The organism is Verruconatronum alginivorum (genome assembly GCF_056590205.1).
In genome coordinates this window covers 4,566,130-4,582,386 of the sequence record NZ_JBWPVQ010000001.1, presented here as the reverse complement: position 1 = coordinate 4,582,386, position 16,257 = coordinate 4,566,130, and the positions used below count along the sequence as shown (strand labels likewise).

Below are 16,257 nucleotides of genomic sequence, written 5' to 3'. Positions count from 1 at the left end.
TTCGGCCATCGCCCAGCCCAGTCCGAAGCGCTGAGTTGAAGAACTGCAAACGTCGATATGATTTCCCGGATGCCTCACTGGTCGATTCCTCTCCCCATTACTGCAGTCGTACGGTCGTGGTATTTCCCCCTTTTTCAAGAACAACCTCGCCCTGATCCGCGGCGTAGGACTTGACGGTATGGTCTCTAAAGGTTTCCCCCACGGCGACCCAAACGGTTTCGTTCCTCTGGCGATCGTGAAAGCAGAGGAGCCATCGCCCCTCGATTTGCACCCCGCCGTGAAAACTGATTTGCCGCAAATCGGCGGAGGCCTGCCGGCGTTGGCGAAACTCCATCGTCAAAAAGGGTGAGTTGTCGACCAACGCCCGGTAAGCTGCCATCGGATCGGCCTTCGCCGCTTCTTCGGCGGTGCCAATCATCGGAACGGAAGCGCCAAGGATTGCGGCAAGAACAACCGTCGTTGTTTTATTTCGAATACTCATCGTCCCGCTCCTCTCGAAATGCGGCGGACCATCGGAGGCGGTTCGCCATTGGACGTCGAATCCGGAACGAACGCCTGCGGAGCGTCCTCCTCTTCCACCGTCGGTCTCACCGGTTCCGGACGGGCGGGCGGCAAATCGGCCGGTTCCCGCGGTTCCTCGCGCGGAGCCGATGGTTCCTCGGACGCCGACGGTTCCGCGGCCGGGACCGGGGCTTCCGTCCGGGTTTCAATCTCAAAGAACCGTCCCTGTTTCATGAAATGGTCGACCGATTCGCCAATCATGCTGTTCTCCAAATTTTCATGACGTAAAATCCGGTCGCGCGGCTGGCTCTCCACCACGTAAGGTTGGATGAAGATGACGAGTTCGCGGACGGTTTCCCCCTGCTGTCTCGGACGGAAAAGGTTGCCGAAGACCGGCAGGTTGCCGAGCAGCGCCACCCGTCCTTCGCGGTTGGACGTATCCACCGATTGGAGACCTCCCATAACCAGCACCTCGCTGTTGCGGACGCTGACGAAGGAATGCGCCCGGCGGGTTCCGATGATCGGTTGGACGTTCCCGTCGATGGTCTGGGTGTCGATCACGGTTTCGACAATTTGCTCCAGGTCCATCTGAATGAAACTGTCTTCACCGACCAACGGCCGCACCCGCAAGGTGATGCCGATGTCGCGGAACTCGATCTCGGAACGGGTCACCAGGTTCGAGCTCGCCAGGTTGCTCGACAGGCTGGTGATCACCGGCCGGGCTTCCCCGACGTTGATCGTCGCCACCTGGTTATGCGAAGTGGTGATCGACGGAGCGGAGAGAACCTTGACCATGTTATCCTGTTGGGCGACCCGGAAGACGCTGGTGAGACTGAAATCGCGCAACGCCAAACCGAAATCCATCGCCGGACGTCCGTCGCTGTCCAAGCCCGGAGCGGAGCCGCGGACCCCGATGTCGCCGGGCACGGTGGCGTTCCCCTGGAAATCGAACGGATTGCGGTAGTTGATCCCGAACGATTCGAGCCCGCTGACTTGATTGCCGGAAAGGGTGACTTCGGCGATGATTACCTCGATCCGGACCTGGGTGAGAACGTTGTCGATCTGCTCGATCAAATGGCCGACCTGTTCAAGGTCGAAGGTGGTTCCGTAAGCCAACACCGAATTGCTCCGGGTGTCGGCGACCAGGCTGATGTAGGGGCTGAACTGCAGGTCCTCGTCAAATGAATACAGATCGGCGAAACTGGTGGTGGATGTTTCCTCGATCAGGTTCCCCAGACGGGATTCGCCGCCGTTGGATCCATCCTCGTCCCGTTCCCGGTCGTCGGAAGTCTCTCCGTTTCGCCGGAAGACCCGGGTCAAAGTCGCTTCGCGCTCCCGGACGCGTTGCTGCTGGCTGATCAAAGCGTTGATCGTCCGCGCCACATCCGGAGCGTTCGCGTGCCGAATGAAAAACGTCCGACTACGGGTGCGGGGAGCGGTTTTGACGTCGCTCGCCTCGATCAATTGGCCCAACTGACGGATATCGGACTCGGTGCCAAAAACAATGATGGTGTTGTTGCGACTGTTCGGCGTGATGGTGATGTAAGGACTGAATTGCAAACCTTGAAGCGCCATCTCCACGCCCTCGGCCGCCGGATCGTCGGGCCGGATGTTGCGGATTTCAAGAATGCTGGAACGGACCCGGCGCAAAGCGCGTTCCTGCCCCTGGACGACCCGGCTGAGAACCGGAAAGAGGTTGTTGGCCTGGGTGTTTTCCAGGAAGAAAATTTCACTGCGGGTGAAGGGGGCCACCTCAATGTCGACTTCGCGCAACAGCGATTGGACCTGGCGAATGTCTCCATGGGTTCCATACACGATCAAGGAGTTGCTCCGGTTGTCGGGGGTGACGCTGATGAACGGGCTGAATTGCAACGATTCGTCGCCGTCGATCATTCCGGCGGACAGGTTGTCGCCCCCGTCGGCGGCCGGATTGCGGATGCCCCGGGTCTCGCTGCGAACCCGGGCCAGGGCGCGGTTCTGCCCGGCGACCAGGCGATTGATGATCGCGGAGGTCTGATTGGCGTCGGTATGGGTCAGCGGAAGAATCCGGGTGGTGGTGCTGGGTTCCACTGGGATGTCGGCCTCCTTCACGATGTGGCGGACTCGCGCGATGTCCTGAGCGGTGCCGTAGAGGAAGAGGGCGTTGGTCCGCCGGTCGGCGTTGACCACGGCGTAGGGACTGAACTCGAATCCGAGGGAAGGCTGTTCGCCGATCAACGCGCCGTTGTCATCCGGCCGCGCCTGGGACTGGGTCCGTTGGCGGGCGAAGGCCTGCCGCTGGAAATGAATGATCGACTGAACCATCCGTCCCAGGGCCGCCGCCTCCGCGTGCTCAAGATAGATAACCTCATTGCGGGTGAGCGGGATCGATTCAACGTCGAGTTTCTCGATCAAACCGCGGATCCGCCCGATGTCCTGTTGGGTCCCGTGAACGAGCAGGGAATTGTCCCGGCGGTTTGAAATGACGGCGGCGAAGGAGCTGAATTCGTAACTTTCCTCGATCTCCGAACGGCTCTGCTCGGTCCGGCCGGAATCCGGAATCTGGGCTTGGCGGAAAGTCCGTTGCTGGGTGGAAATCGTCCAGGAAATGATGTTTCGCAAATCGTCCGCTTCGGCGTGAACGACTGGAATCGATTCGGTCTGGATGTAAGGGGCGGACCGAATGTCGAGCTGGGCGATCAAGGCGCGGACCCGCCGGATGTCGGCCCGGGTGCCATACGCCACAATCGAATTATTGGAGGCGTCGGCGAACAAGGCGATGTAGGGGCTGAACTGGAGTTCCGGGTCAGCCTCTTCGACCATTACCGCCGACGGATCGGAGGACCGGGTAGCCTCCTCCACGGCCAAGGTGTCGGCGTCTCCGTTTTCCCCGGAAACGAACTCCAACATTTCGCTCTCTCCTTCCACCGTCATCCGTCGGCTCGCGGCGGGTAGAGTCGTTTCCCGGGCGCGGAAGGAACGTTGACGATAATGGTTTTGCTGGGTGCGGATGATGCCGTTGACGGCGTTCCAGATCGACCAGAAGTTGCCCCGTTCGATCTGGACGATTTCGGTGGTGGTGAACGGAATGATTTCCTGGTCGAACTCCTGGATCAGTTCGGCGAAAAAGTCGTAGTTCGACGGATGGGTGACGAGCCAGAGGATATTACTGCGGGCGTCGGCATGAATCATCGTCTCGCTGAGCCGGGAAGCGAGTCCCGACCGGAGCGCTTGCAACAAATGCTGACGCACCCCCGAGGCATTGCCATGTTCGATCTGGAACGTGTAGAGCTCGTGGCGCAAGGCGGACGGCTGATCGAGGACCTTCAACAGTTGGTCGATCCGGCGCAGGTTGGACAACGTGTCGGTGATCAGCAAGGCGTTCGCCTCCGGCATCCGTTGCACGCCGGATCGGTTGCGGGTCGAGAGCAAGTTGCGGACCCGTTGGAAAGCGACATTTTCCGAGACGTTCTGCAACTGGAAGAGTTTGGAGTAAATCTGATTGGAATCGGTGGCCTCCGGCCAACTGGAAAGGAGAACCGGCGCGCTTCGCTCGACATGGGCCGATGGAGTGACCGCCACGAAACCTTCATCCATCAAACGAAGATGGACGCCGTTCATCGCCAGCAGGTTTTCGATCGCGAAGATCGCGTCTTTCCGGCGCAGTTGCCCGCCGCTGTTGAAATTCAGTTTCAATTCGGGAAGGTTTTCCCCCGGCAGAATAACCCGGCCGCTGAACTCCCGCAGCAGATCGATCGTCTGGAGGACGTTCATGTTCGACATCCGGATCGGACCGATCATTTGGTCGGGATTCCGGTCTCCGATCGGCGAAGCGACGATCCGCGAAATCACGACTTCTTCTTCCGCGTGAACGGACGTCGTCGCTTGAATGAAAAGAGAGACCGCCAGGAGGCAGGAAACGGTGAGTGTGGTGCGCAAACGAAGCATGGTGATGAAAGGGATTCCGGAATCAGCGGTCGGTGGTTTCATGAATTTGAATCGCGCTCATCCGAAGGCGAACGTTCAGAAGTCGCGGATCCGCTCGATTTGGAATGATCGCCACTCCTTCGAGGGCGACGTATGGATGATGTTCCAGAATATGAAAATGAAACCGAAGAAGGTCGTGCAACGAAACGTTGCGCAGATTCATCCGGAGCGTCGCCCGGGAATACACGACCCCGGGCGTGACCGTCGGACTGCTCAACTCATGCCGCAGATCATGCTCCCGGGCGTAGGCGTCAACCAAAGCGGTCAATCCGTTGGCGGACAACATTCGGCCGGTGTCGACCCGGGACATCGAGCGTTCCAGCTGGGTCTGAAGGAAGGCGCTGTTGCCGAGCCAGGTCCGCTGGATCTCCGCTTCCCGCCGGGCGGTATTGAGAGCTTGCTCGGTGTCGCTCCAACGGTCGGAGAGCCGACTCGCCCAAATCAGCAAACACACCGTGATCAACGCCCCCAACATGAGACGCTCGCGGACCGACATATTAAGCAGAACGCGGATCATGGCTCCTCCCCTTCTTCACCGGAATCGTCGCCGGAGTCGAGATTGTTCGTCGGTGGCGGCGTCGCCCGGATGTCGCCAGGAGCGATCCGCAACTGGAAGGTTGCCCCTTCGCGGGCGGTTTGGACGTCTTGCAATTGAACCGATTGGAACCGGGGATCTCCGCCGAGACGTTCCGCGAAGGCGTTGATAAACCCGACCTCCCGGGCCTGCCCCTGGATCGCCACCTCGGCACCGGTTTCGATTCCGTAGCTGGTGAAGGAGATCTCCTGCGGACGGTGCTCGTTGACCAACATCAGCCAATCGAATGGCAGAAACTCCCGGGCGAACACTTCGTTGAGCGCCTTGTTCATCCGCTCGATCTCCTGCAACCGCTCGACGTCGGAAGCGCGCGCCGCGATTTGCGAACGGATTTCCAACGCCTCCTGGTTGCGTCCGAAAAGGATCAGCTCGAGGCAGACCAATGCGACGATGGCCGCCCCGAAGACCGCCGCGGCGACGACGATCCGTTTGCCGGATTGATTGGTCCGGTGGGTCGACTCCAGTTCGTCGTGATCGCGGAGATCGGCGCCCAACACCTGGGCCGGCTTCTTCAACTCGGTCCGTTTCCACGCCGACCAGGAACCGCCGGGGGTCGCTTGCCGTTCCAAGGTGAAGAAAACTCCCCGGTTGTTGCGTCCCGCCTTTCCGGTCGCGCGGATCAATCCGTCCAGCGCTTGCTCCTCTTTCGCCTCTTTCGGACGATCCCGCCGAATTTCCCCGGCCAATTCCTCCCGGAGTTTCCAGAGTTTGGCGTTGTCGACCCGCTCATCCTCGACGAACCGGGCGAGAATCCGCGTCGGCACCCCCGAATCGGGTTGAAACAACAACGCCGCCACCCCTTGGTCGTCGGCGAGGAAAATCCAGGTCGGCGCCTTCATCCGCAGGCCGTAAAGGGCGGCAAACGCCGGAAGAACCGGCTGGGAGGCTTTCGCTTCCCGGATCTTCGGAGAAACCTCCGGGAAAACCGCCGTCCGGGCGGCCGCGAAATAGAGCAGCGCTCCTTCTTTTTTCCGTCCGGGTTCCGCCAAATACCCCCACGCCGTCTGCTCCAACGGAAGCGGGGAATGCTCCTCGACCAGCCCACCGGCCATCGGTCTCAAGTCGCGGGGACGAATGCCGCGCGGCAGCGAAGTGGTGGCGGTGAAAAAACGCGCCGAGGCGACCAGCCGGACGCTGAGGTCGACGGGCTCATCCGAGCGGACTGGTCGGTTTTCCGTTGATCGGGCCATGTGTTAATCCGAAGAAAATCAGTGGATCGCCGCGAAAAGGCGCAAAATACTCAAAAAAAACGAGTTGATCGAAGGGATTTGTTTCCCTGGAGAGGTGGTCGGCTTTCTCATATCCAAGTGATCTTATCTCCCTGTTTTGAGCCTTTTGTGCTTTTTCGCGGCGATCTCAATTGCAGAATGTAGGTTAATAGACGGGTGTGTTCTCGAAAAGTTGCACGATCCTATAGGGGTAAACCCCACCGGCGTGGCGACGTGTCAAATCCAGGATTCCCTCCAGGGTGAAGACGGTCTGGCCGCCAGTCACCTCGATCACCACGTGCAGGGTGGTGGCGGTGCGGTCGAATGGCACCGGTTCCCCATCCTCGTTGCGGGGCAGATCGTCCGGATTCAACCCCCGGCGCAGGATCCGGTCATCGGAGGTCCCGGGCGTTCCGTCGGCGCCGGCCAAAAAGCCGGATACGTCGTCGGCTTCGAATCCTTGCTCCTCGGCCAAGGCTTCCAAAACCAGCGCGGGAGCGGTGTTGAAATTGACCTCGTCCCGATGATAAAGGGAGACCGAGTCGCGAAACCGGCGGAAGTTCTCGTTCGGCGTCCCTTCCTCGTCGAAGAAAAGGGTTTCGAATCCTTGAATAAGTCGCAGTTCCTGGAAGTCGCGGAGCGGACGGTTGGGCGCCCGGTACGGGGGATCGCGCTGCTGGTAAAAAGCCGTTTCGGCGCCGTGCGGGCGGGCGACGTCGTCCCGATCCATCCAATCGAGAAGGCTGTCGGTCAAAATATCCCGCTCGCTTTCCTCGAAACCCATCGCTTCGAAAAAATGATGCCAGCGGGTTTCGTTCGTGCCGGTCAACGACAGTTTCCCCGACTCGTCCCGGATCCGGATCCGCGCCTGCAACCCTGGCGGCAATTCGAGCGCCGCGATCTCCGTCAACATCTCCGGAAGCGCCGCCGCCGGAACGTCCCGCTCCTCCGCATCGGCGAACCCGGCGTCAGCGGCATCCGTTTCCTCGGCGGCCTCCTCCCGTTGCAACTCCTCCAGCAACGAAAGTTCGCCGTTTCCCCCTCCGCCCGCGCCCGCGGTTGACGCGGCAGGCGACCGCGGGTCCGCCGTTGGCGCGGCGAACCGGACTTCCCGCCGGAACGGTTCGCTTCCTTCGCGGATCCCGGCGTAAGCCAAGGGGTTGCTCCACCCTTGGACCGGACTGTAAATCCCCTCTTCGATCCGATCGATTTCGGCCAACACCCCGAAGCTGATTTCCAATAACTGGTAGGCCAAATTGCGGAGTTGCGCTTCCTGCGCCGGATCGGCCTTCCTCGGCAATTCCTTCTTCACCGCCGCCAAAACTTCCACGGTGAGCCACGACATCATCAAAATCATGCCGAGGACAACCAGGAGGATCACCCCGGTTTTTCGCTTCCTCCGTTCAGTAGAGCAAGACATGGCGTCGATCCTCCTCCAGGTGAATGGTGTGGCGTTTGACCTGACCGGCCCGCTCGAAAACCAGTTCGATCCGGTTCGGCCGACGGTTCCCATGGGTCCGCTCTCCGCCGGATAACCGCTCGAATTCCCAGCCCCGCTCGGTGCCGAGATAGTAACCGAACTCGATGTCCGCCGCCCACGGAGAGAGAAGCGTGTAACGTATCCGGCGACGGTTTTCGGTGAATTGCGGATCCGGGAACCAGGCGAGCCAGAACTGCTCGTTCTCAGCGTCGAATTGCAAAAAAGCGGTCAGCGGCGGCAATGGATTCAGTTCGCTGACGAAAATCGGCATCTCCCGGTCGATCCGGAAGCTGAGGGTGTGCCGCTGGGTCACCGGCGACCGTTCCCAGCGGTATTGCGGTCCAGGGGTCTGTGAGGCGGCACCCGTTGCGACCGCCAACGTTTCCAACAACTTCCCGGTTCCCTCGACATGGCGGTCGAACAGCGAATTCGTTTCCACCACATAATGGGCCCGCACCATCGAATGGATCAACGTCACCCCGCCCAACATGATCAACGAGAAAATCGACAGTCCGACCAACACTTCGATGAAAGTGAGGCCGCGCGAATCTGCCGTCGCGCGTTTCACCGTTCCCCTCCCGTCAATCCCCCCCGCGCCTGCGAGCGTTCCCGGAACTCCTCTTCCTTGACCTCCTCCAACCGCGACTGCGTCTCCCGCTCCGACCAACCCGGCCGGTAAACGAACAACTGGAACGGATGCACCGAGGCGTCGTCGCCATCCTGACTGCGCACTTCCGCCACGATCGCGTGGACATCGAGGATTTTCGTAGCCAAAACCTCCGCCTCCCAACGGACCCGGACCGTCCGGTTCCGGTTTTCCTCGCCGTTCACGCGGTTGCCGCCGTTTTGCCGGGGAGTCACCACCTCGATCTCGCCGCCCGCCTCCACAGCGGTGCGGTTCGTTTTCGTGAGAATCTCCCGCCGCACCACTTCGAGTACGTGGCCTTCGTCGAACTCGCTTTGCAGATGCAAGACATGGAGATTGTCGACCACCGCCCGCCCCAGCACGAAGGCGGCCAACGTGAATAGCGTCACCGCCACCACCACCTCCGCGAGGGAAAAACCCCGGATCGGTTTGGCCCCTATTCCGATTGAACGTGCCATGTGAGCGGGGAAAATGGATCGAACAACATTCGGATGGCCGACTGGGCGGTCTCGATGGTCGCCTCCACGGCGACCGTTCCGTAGGGGGCGAACGGAATCCGTCGGATGGCATGCTCCTCGGCCTCGAAAGCGGGCTCGGACGCGATCTCGCGTTCCGGTTTCACCCGGTAGAACCGGAGCCGGGTCACCGATCCCTTCGGCAACTCCACCACTCCACGGAGCTCTCCGTCTTCATCCGTCAACCGAAGGACCTCCTTCTCGGAGTCATGATCGAGGAAAATCACCCGGTTCTCGACCTGGGCCAGACGATGCGCCTCGGCGAACGCCCGTTGAACCTGTTCCACCGCCGGGCGTTTGAGAAACTTCCCTTCCATCGGGTAAAAAAGCGGGATCAAAAGGGCGAGCACCGCCGCCAGCAAGGTGATCACCATCACGACCTCCATCGCCGTGAAAGCCCGTCGGCCATGGCCGCCGCAGCTCTCCCGCAGTTGTCTTGTCCGCTTCATGAAAACCTCCCGGCCGCGCCGGGACCAAACCTTCGGCGACCGGAGTCTAATCCCTTTCGGATTTTTCCCAGTTGCCGATGTTGGCGTCGCTGTCGACCCCATCGGGACCGAACGACCAGAGATCATAGGACTCGGGATTTCTTTCCCCCGGGAAACGATATTGATACGGATTCCCCCACGGATCGTTGGACAAACGCCGGACGTAAGGCCCCTGCCAATTGGTGGCCTCGTCCGAAGGGCGCCGGAGCAAAGCCTCCAGCCCCTGTTCGGTGGTCGGAAATTGCCCCATGTGAATGCGATACTGCATCAAAGGATTCTCCATCGTCTCGTTCACGAAAATTCTCGCGACCTCGGTCCGCCCCCCCCCGAGGACCCGGTCCAGGTTGCCGATCAGCAACGCCGCGATCGCCGCCAACAACGCGATGGCGATCAGAATTTCGAGCAAAGTGAACCCGCCATCACGGCGGTTCGTGGATACAGAGGTGGTGCGTGTCATAACGATTGAGTAAATAGGGAAAACCCCCGAAAAAGGTCAAGTGTTGCGCAGTTCATACCGTTTAAATGGATTTCTCCCACCGAGGGCTTTTTATTTGTCGATTCAGTTAATACTCATGAAAGGCCAAAACCACTGAGCTCCTGCCCTTCAATGATTTGACCCAACTCCAGCCAGATGGTTCCAACGCCTGAAGATTCGACGGCGCCCGAGGTGGGTTTACCCAAAACGGACTCGAAGAAGGGGTGGCGGATCTTCGTTAAGTTTATTCCAATGACTCACCCCGCCAGCGGATGGAGGAGGTTTCGAAACGGCGCAAACCGCTATTCGTTTTTTTCGCCCGTCGCACGCAAGATTGACAACGTGACCTGATTTACGATACCAGCACACATTCGGCGCGTATCCGCGCCCCTTATTAACCCAATAAAAAAATACGATATGTGGCATTACGCGAAGGATGACCGGCAACTGGGGCCCGTTAGCGAAGAGGAAATGCGGACCCTGATCGCCCAAGGGGAAATCGCACCGACGACCTTGGTTTGGACCGAGGGGATGCCCGACTGGATCGAGGCGGAAAAGTCCGCGTTGGCTGGGGCGTTCGCGACTCCTTCCCGAGAGATAAGTGTGCCACCCGACCCGGACGGCGGGCGTGAGCGAACCGCGACCAGAGGATCCTTTTCCAAGCGCGAGGCGATTCAGTTCGGCTGGCAGACCACCCTAAATAACATCGGTTTTTTTATCGGCTTATTGATTGTGGCCGGAGTCCTATTCGTCGTGCCGGGTTGGATCGCGGAAACCGTGACCGAGCACTCGTTCGCCGTCGGCCTTATCCTTCACATCGGGGACATGCTGTTGTCGATGTTGATATCCCTGGGCATGGTAAAAGTGAGCCTGACTTTCTGCGATCACGGCCAAGGGCGAATTGGAGACCTCTTTTCCCAATACCGATTGCTGCTCTCATACATTCTCGCCACGATCCTCTATGCGATCTTCACGCTATTCGGATTTGTCCTGCTCATTATTCCCGGAATCATTCTCTCCATCATGTTTTTCTTTTACGATTTTCTGATCGTGGATGAAAAACGCGGACCGATCGATGCGCTCGGCGAAAGTTATACGATTACCAAGGGTTCGCTCTTCAACTTGTTCCTGCTCTTTATACTGCTTTTCTGTATCAACTTTATCGGTCTGCTCGTCTTCGTGGTCGGCTTATTCGTGACCGTCCCTCTCTCCATGATCGCCCTCGGCTATGCCTTCCGCAAATTGCGCGATCCCTCCTGGTTCCCCGGAGCCGCGACGGCCTCTCCTGATGGACAGACGTCTTTCGGCTGACCCATAAGCGATGGAAAACCCGCGTCTCTGGTTACGCCAAGGAGCCGGAACATTGCTTCGCCATCTCCGCTTCGTTCCGTCCTGTCCGGGTAGAGCCAAAACACCTCCGGGTCCCTTCCCTCCCCTTCACTTCCTTCTGTGAGAGGCATTGCTTTTCGACTCGGGTTTTGCCACCTTGGTCGAATGGAAAACCATCGAGTTCAATTGGGGCGCAGCGGACTGGAGGTCTCGCCGATTTGTTACGGTTCGTGGCAATTGTCGCCGCGTTTTTGGGGAAAACAGGATTCCGACGATGCCAAGCGGGCGATGCGGCGGGCGTTCGAGCTCGGAATCAACTTCTACGACACCGCCGACGCCTATGGCGACGGGCTCGCCGAACAGGTGATGGGCGAGGCGCTCAAGGATCTGCCGCGCGACGAAATCGTCGTGGCGACCAAGGCTTTTTGGCATTTTTACCCGGACGGAAGCCGCCATCCGAATTTGTCGGCCGAACATATCGTCTCGGCTTGCGACGCCAGCCTGAAACGACTCGGAATGGATCACATCGACCTTTACCAGTGTCACGCCTTCGATCCGCTGACCGATCCGCTCGAAATCGCCGAGGCGATGTCGTTGCTGCAACGCCAAGGGAAAATCCGCTGCTACGGGGCGAGTAACTGGAATCCGGAACAACTCCGGATGGCCGAGTCGGCCGGCTGCCGCTTCGACACCCAACAACCGCCCTACTCCCTCCTCGACCGACGAATCGAGGACGACCTCCTTCCTTACTGCCTCGCGAACGACGTCGGAGTCCTGGTTTACAGCCCGCTCCACAAAGGTTTACTCACCGGCAAATACCATGGGACGGAAAAGTTGGAGGATTTCCGGAACACGAACCCCGACTTCATCGGCGAGCGTTTCCGAATGCTTTGCGACCGGGTTGCCCAGTTGGGCGGGATCGCCGAAGAATACGGATTGACCACGGTCCAACTGGTTTTGGCCGCCACCCTGATGCATCCGGCGATCCATTGTGCTATCGTGGGAATCAAACGCGTCAGCGACGTCGAGGAAGCCGCCGGAGCGATCGGTCACCGTCTCTCGCGGGTCGACTACTTCAAAGTGCGGGAACTCCTCACCGTCGCCTGAACCATCGCGCCAACCCGTTCGGGTCGATGATTAGTGGTTAAGTCGAATCCAGCATGAATCCAATTCTCCGAATCGCCCGTTATTTCGTCCGATACAGGATCGCTTTCCTGTCGACGCTGTTGTTGGCCGTCGGTAGCACCGCCTTCCTGATCGCCATTCCGATGGTGATCCGCTGGGTGATCGACAACATCGCCGCCGCCGGACAGACAAGCTACATCTGGTGGGGCGTCGGCGCCGCCTTGATCTGTTTCTTCGGACGGGATTTCCTCAATTTCGCCCGGATCCGGGTCAACAATTACCTCGAACAACGGGTCCTGATCGATCTTCGCCGCGACGTCCACGACAAGTTGCTCGACATGTCGGTGACGTATTATGACCGGAATCCGAGCGGCGAGATCGCCTCCCGGGTGATCGAGGACGTCCAAAACGTCGAGCGGGTCATCCTCGACGGCACCGAACAAGGGTTGGTGGCGGTGATCACTGTCTTCGGCGTGGCCGGGATGCTTTTCTGGCTCGAACCGTCGCTCGCCACCTTGGTCATTCTGCCGTTGCCGGTGCTGCTGTTCCTCGGGATCAACCACGCCAAGGCGACCCGGCGCAACTGGGGTTTCGTGCGGCGGAGCGCCGGCCGCCTGAACGCCCTCCTCGTCGAACACCTCCAGGGGCACCGCCTGATCAGCGCCTTCGCCTTGCGTCCCCGCGAGCAGGACCGGTTCATGGACCGGGCGGTCGACTTGAAAGAAACGACCTTGAAAGCGATGCGCCGCTGGTCGATCTACAGCCCGGCGACCAGTTTCATCGCCAGCACGGGGGCCGTCGCGGTGCTCGGTTACGGCGGCTACCTGTTGATGCAGGGGGAAATGACCGCCGGGACCTTCGTCGGCTTCTACGCTTACTGCACCATGCTTTACGAACCGGTCAACCGGCTCAACCAACTCAACCACCTCCTCAGCGCCGGGCGCGCCTCGGGCGACCGGGTGATGGAGATCCTCGACCATCCGGTGGCGGTCACCAACGCCCCCGATCCGGTCCCGTTCCCCCAACCGGCCGGAGACGTCGTTTACCAGGGCGTTTCATTCGCCTACGACGACCGCGCCGAAGTGATCGAAAACCTCTCGTTCGTCATCCCCCGCGGCGAAACGGTCGCGCTCGTCGGCCACACCGGCGCGGGCAAAAGCACCATCGCCAACTTGCTCCTCCGTTATTACGACGTCAGCGGCGGTTCGATCACCATCGGCGGCACCGACGTCCGCCAAGTCGATCTCGAGTCGCTCCGTTCCAACATCGGCCTCGTCGCCCAGGAACCGTTCCTATTCGACGGCACCGTCGGGGAAAACCTCCTTTTGGCCAAGAGCGACGCCACCGAAGCGGAGCTCTGGGAAGCCCTGGAAGCCGCCCACGCCGAGGAATTCGTCCGCAAGCTTCCCCAAGGCCTCGACACCCCGATCGGCGAGCGGGGGGTCCGGCTGAGCATGGGCGAGAAACAGCGGCTCACCATCGCGCGGGTGATCCTGAAGAATCCGCCGATCGTGATTCTCGACGAAGCCACCGCGAGCGTCGATACCTTGACGGAATACAAAATCCAATCCGCCCTCGACCGGATGATGAAAAACCGGACTGTCCTGGTCATCGCCCACCGGCTTTCCACCGTCCGAAAAGCCAACCGGATCGTGGTCCTCAGCCATGGCCGGATCCTCGAACAAGGCCCTCACGAAACCCTGATCGAAGCCGGCGGCCATTACGCCAGGCTTTGGTCGATCCAAAACGACTTCATTCCCGAACCGTCGGAACTCGGCTGAACCGCTCCCCCGAAAATCCCAAGAGTCCGGCCGGAAAATGAACTTGTCCAGCGGTGCCGGACAACGTAGTCCCATTGCTGTGTTTCTTAAAAAAATCAGCTTCACCGCCCTCGCCGGCTGCACCTCATGGCTTCTGCCGGGGCCTCTCCAGGGCGCGGAGGTGGAGCGACGGCCGGAGGCGCCGCTGCTGACCGCCAACCAGATCATTTACAGCCAGGACCGCCGCCAAGCCACCGCCGAAGGGGAAGTGGCGATCACCGCCCCCGAATTCCGCCTGATCGGCGAACGGATCCATTACCACCTCCCGACCAATACCGCCAACGGCGAGGAGATCCGGTTCGGCCAACCGCCGCTCGTCGCCAGCGCCGCTTTCGGCTCCGCCGGACCGGATTTGGTCGAATTGGAAAACACCCTCGCCTATTTCGGGGAACCGAGCCCCGGGGCGATCAACCTGCGCGCCCGGACCATTCGCCTGTATCCCGGCGAACGGATCGAAGCCGACCACGTCACGATTCGGGTCGGGCGGGTCCCGGTCTTTTACGTTCCCTCCCTGATGCGCGGCCTGGCCGGCGGCCTGACCACCGACGCCCAAGCCGAAGCCGGTTACACCGAAAACCTCGGGGCCTATGGCTTCGTCGGCACCCGGACCCCCATCACCACCGGACTGGCGGTCGGCCCGGAGCTCGGCTATTACCACCGGCGAGGCCTCCTCTTCGGCCCGGGCGTGAGCTACCGGTCCCCGGGACCGGGAACCTATTTCGACGGAAGCATCCGGGGTGGTTTCATCGACGACCGGGGCGATCTCGGGACCGACCGGATCGGACGTCCGGTCGACGATCAAAGATATTACCTCGAGTGGCGTCACAAACAATGGATCGGGGACTCCGTCGAGATCACCGGGGTCGGCGATATCTGGAGCGACTCCGAAGTAACCCGCGACTTCCGCCCCCGCATTTTCGGACGAAACCAATTCCCGAACAACTTCGTCGAAGCGGTTTATCTGGGCGAAGGTTACTTGATCTCACTCTTCACCCAGGTCTCCCCCAACGACTTCGAAGTCGTTCCGGAACGTCTTCCCGAGGTCCGCTTCGATCTTCTTCCCCGGCCCCTCGGAGCGAACGAAACTGGTCTTTACCAACAACTGCAGGCGAGCGCCGCCGGCCTCCGGGAAAATGATCCCCTCGGCGATAACACTCGCTCCGACCGTTTCGATCTCTACTACGGGATCAATCGTCCGTTCGTGGTCACCGATTGGCTGACCTTCACCCCGAAGGCGGGCGGCCGGGTGACCCATTACCAACGGGCTCTTGAGGGACGGGACGACTACACCCGGCTGCTCGGCGAAATCGGAGCCGACCTGGAAGGGAACGCCTTCGCCGTCTACGACTACCAAAACGAGCTTTGGGGAATCGACGACATCCGCCACGTGGTGAAGCCCCGGCTTCAATACCGCTACATCCCGCGAGCCGACCGGGGGACGCAGTTCATCCCCCAGGTGGACCGCCAGGTCTTCTCTACCCAGTTGCAGCCGCTCGATCTCGGCCAGATCCGCAACCTCGACGAAATGTCGGAGATCCACACTTTGCGCTACGGGGTTGAAAACGCCTTTCAGACCCGTCATCCGACTTACGGCTCCACCGATCTCCTTTCGGTCTTCGTCGCCAACGATCTCCGGTTCTCCCGGGAACCCGGCCAGGAATTCGTCTCGGACGTCCACACCTCCGTCGCCTTCACCCCGATTTACTGGCTCCGCTTCGATCTCCTGAACCGCCTCTCTCCGCAACAACTCCACACCCGGGAAATGGCTACCGGTCTCACCATCACCGACGCCCGCTTTTGGTCGATCCGGCTGGGGACCGAATACGTCGAAGACCGGGTCGAAGAATACACCGCCGCCTTCACCCGCCGCCTCAACGAAACCTACCGAGTGGTCGGCGAGATCCGCTACGACGCCGACCGCCACCGTTTTTCCCGGCAAACTTACACATTAATTCAGAACTTCCACAACACCTGGGATGTCAACTACCAGGTCTTCCTGCGGACCGGAACGGAACGGGAAAGCCCGGCGGGGTTCTCCATCTCCTTCTCCTATCTGGCGTTCTGACATCGGCCGATTCATCGGCGGAACCACCACTCTTTTCACCACCC

General features: G+C 60.3%; 13 protein-coding genes. 4 read left to right on the top strand and 9 right to left on the bottom strand.

All coding sequences use genetic code 11. The features are described 5' to 3' along the window. Positions 1–97 precede the first annotated feature (97 nt). From ACWUI2_RS16495 to gspG, 9 genes are all read right to left on the bottom strand, one after another. The gene (locus ACWUI2_RS16495; RefSeq protein ID WP_486983948.1) at positions 98–481 is read right to left on the bottom strand and encodes a hypothetical protein; all 384 of its coding nucleotides are present in this window, start codon (positions 479–481) and stop codon (positions 98–100) included. After that, complete coding sequence (locus ACWUI2_RS16490) at positions 478–4,470, bottom strand: secretin N-terminal domain-containing protein (protein WP_486983947.1); 3,993 nt, start codon at positions 4,468–4,470, stop codon at positions 478–480. The genes ACWUI2_RS16495 and ACWUI2_RS16490 overlap by 4 nt, the downstream gene beginning before the upstream one ends. Next, positions 4,451–4,984, bottom strand: a complete 534-nt coding sequence (locus tag ACWUI2_RS16485) for a hypothetical protein (protein ID WP_486983946.1) — start codon at positions 4,982–4,984, stop codon at positions 4,451–4,453. Before ACWUI2_RS16485 ends, ACWUI2_RS16490 begins: the two co-directional genes overlap by 20 nt. Continuing rightward, positions 4,981–6,252: a PilN domain-containing protein gene (locus tag ACWUI2_RS16480; RefSeq protein ID WP_486983945.1), complete on the bottom strand. Its 1,272-nt coding sequence runs from the start codon at positions 6,250–6,252 to the stop codon at positions 4,981–4,983. Before ACWUI2_RS16480 ends, ACWUI2_RS16485 begins: the two co-directional genes overlap by 4 nt. A gap of 184 nt (positions 6,253–6,436) precedes the next feature. After that, positions 6,437–7,690 carry a type II secretion system minor pseudopilin gene (locus tag ACWUI2_RS16475; RefSeq protein ID WP_486983944.1) on the bottom strand — a complete coding sequence of 418 codons (1,254 nt, stop codon included), beginning with the start codon at positions 7,688–7,690 and terminating at the stop codon, positions 6,437–6,439. Continuing rightward, positions 7,674–8,318, bottom strand: coding sequence for a PulJ/GspJ family protein (locus ACWUI2_RS16470; protein ID WP_486983943.1), 645 nt, complete (start codon positions 8,316–8,318; stop codon positions 7,674–7,676). The genes ACWUI2_RS16475 and ACWUI2_RS16470 overlap by 17 nt, the downstream gene beginning before the upstream one ends. After that, positions 8,315–8,854, bottom strand: a complete 540-nt coding sequence (locus ACWUI2_RS16465; RefSeq protein WP_486983942.1) for a hypothetical protein — start codon at positions 8,852–8,854, stop codon at positions 8,315–8,317. The genes ACWUI2_RS16470 and ACWUI2_RS16465 overlap by 4 nt, the downstream gene beginning before the upstream one ends. After that, complete coding sequence (locus ACWUI2_RS16460) at positions 8,833–9,360, bottom strand: hypothetical protein (RefSeq protein WP_486983941.1); 528 nt, start codon at positions 9,358–9,360, stop codon at positions 8,833–8,835. Before ACWUI2_RS16460 ends, ACWUI2_RS16465 begins: the two co-directional genes overlap by 22 nt. 46 nt (positions 9,361–9,406) lie before the next feature. Then, complete coding sequence (gspG, locus tag ACWUI2_RS16455; protein WP_486983940.1) at positions 9,407–9,856, bottom strand: type II secretion system major pseudopilin GspG; 450 nt, start codon at positions 9,854–9,856, stop codon at positions 9,407–9,409. A 435-nt stretch (positions 9,857–10,291) separates the two neighbouring features. Between gspG and ACWUI2_RS16450 the strand changes: the two genes are divergently transcribed. The 4 genes from ACWUI2_RS16450 (at position 10,292) to ACWUI2_RS16435 (ending at position 16,213) form a co-directional block, all read left to right on the top strand. Further along, the gene (locus ACWUI2_RS16450; protein ID WP_486983939.1) at positions 10,292–11,185 is read left to right on the top strand and encodes a DUF4339 domain-containing protein; all 894 of its coding nucleotides are present in this window, start codon (positions 10,292–10,294) and stop codon (positions 11,183–11,185) included. Positions 11,186–11,368: 183 nt separating this feature from the next. Then, a complete protein-coding gene (locus ACWUI2_RS16445; protein ID WP_486983938.1) occupies positions 11,369–12,310 on the top strand; it encodes an aldo/keto reductase in 942 nt (313 codons plus the stop codon). A gap of 53 nt (positions 12,311–12,363) precedes the next feature. Then, positions 12,364–14,109 carry an ABC transporter ATP-binding protein gene (locus ACWUI2_RS16440; RefSeq protein ID WP_486983937.1) on the top strand — a complete coding sequence of 582 codons (1,746 nt, stop codon included), beginning with the start codon at positions 12,364–12,366 and terminating at the stop codon, positions 14,107–14,109. Positions 14,110–14,188: 79 nt separating this feature from the next. Continuing rightward, entirely contained in the window at positions 14,189–16,213 is a 2,025-nt protein-coding gene (locus tag ACWUI2_RS16435) for an LPS-assembly protein LptD (protein WP_486983936.1), read from the top strand. Positions 16,214–16,257 lie beyond the last annotated feature (44 nt).

Excerpts from the sequence above, each read along its gene's own strand:
- ACWUI2_RS16495 (WP_486983948.1), bottom strand. The coding sequence starts at position 481 with ATGAGTATTCGAAATAAAACAACGACGGTTGTTCTTGCCGCAATCCTT.
- ACWUI2_RS16490 (WP_486983947.1), bottom strand. The coding sequence starts at position 4,470 with ATGAAACCACCGACCGCTGATTCCGGAATCCCTTTCATCACCATGCTT.
- ACWUI2_RS16485 (WP_486983946.1), bottom strand. The coding sequence starts at position 4,984 with ATGATCCGCGTTCTGCTTAATATGTCGGTCCGCGAGCGTCTCATGTTG.
- ACWUI2_RS16480 (WP_486983945.1), bottom strand. The coding sequence starts at position 6,252 with ATGGCCCGATCAACGGAAAACCGACCAGTCCGCTCGGATGAGCCCGTC.
- ACWUI2_RS16475 (WP_486983944.1), bottom strand. The coding sequence starts at position 7,690 with ATGTCTTGCTCTACTGAACGGAGGAAGCGAAAAACCGGGGTGATCCTC.
- ACWUI2_RS16465 (WP_486983942.1), bottom strand. The coding sequence starts at position 8,854 with ATGGCACGTTCAATCGGAATAGGGGCCAAACCGATCCGGGGTTTTTCC.
- ACWUI2_RS16460 (WP_486983941.1), bottom strand. The coding sequence starts at position 9,360 with ATGAAGCGGACAAGACAACTGCGGGAGAGCTGCGGCGGCCATGGCCGA.
- gspG (WP_486983940.1), bottom strand. The coding sequence starts at position 9,856 with ATGACACGCACCACCTCTGTATCCACGAACCGCCGTGATGGCGGGTTC.
- ACWUI2_RS16450 (WP_486983939.1), top strand. The coding sequence starts at position 10,292 with ATGTGGCATTACGCGAAGGATGACCGGCAACTGGGGCCCGTTAGCGAA.
- ACWUI2_RS16445 (WP_486983938.1), top strand. The coding sequence starts at position 11,369 with ATGGAAAACCATCGAGTTCAATTGGGGCGCAGCGGACTGGAGGTCTCG.
- ACWUI2_RS16440 (WP_486983937.1), top strand. The coding sequence starts at position 12,364 with ATGAATCCAATTCTCCGAATCGCCCGTTATTTCGTCCGATACAGGATC.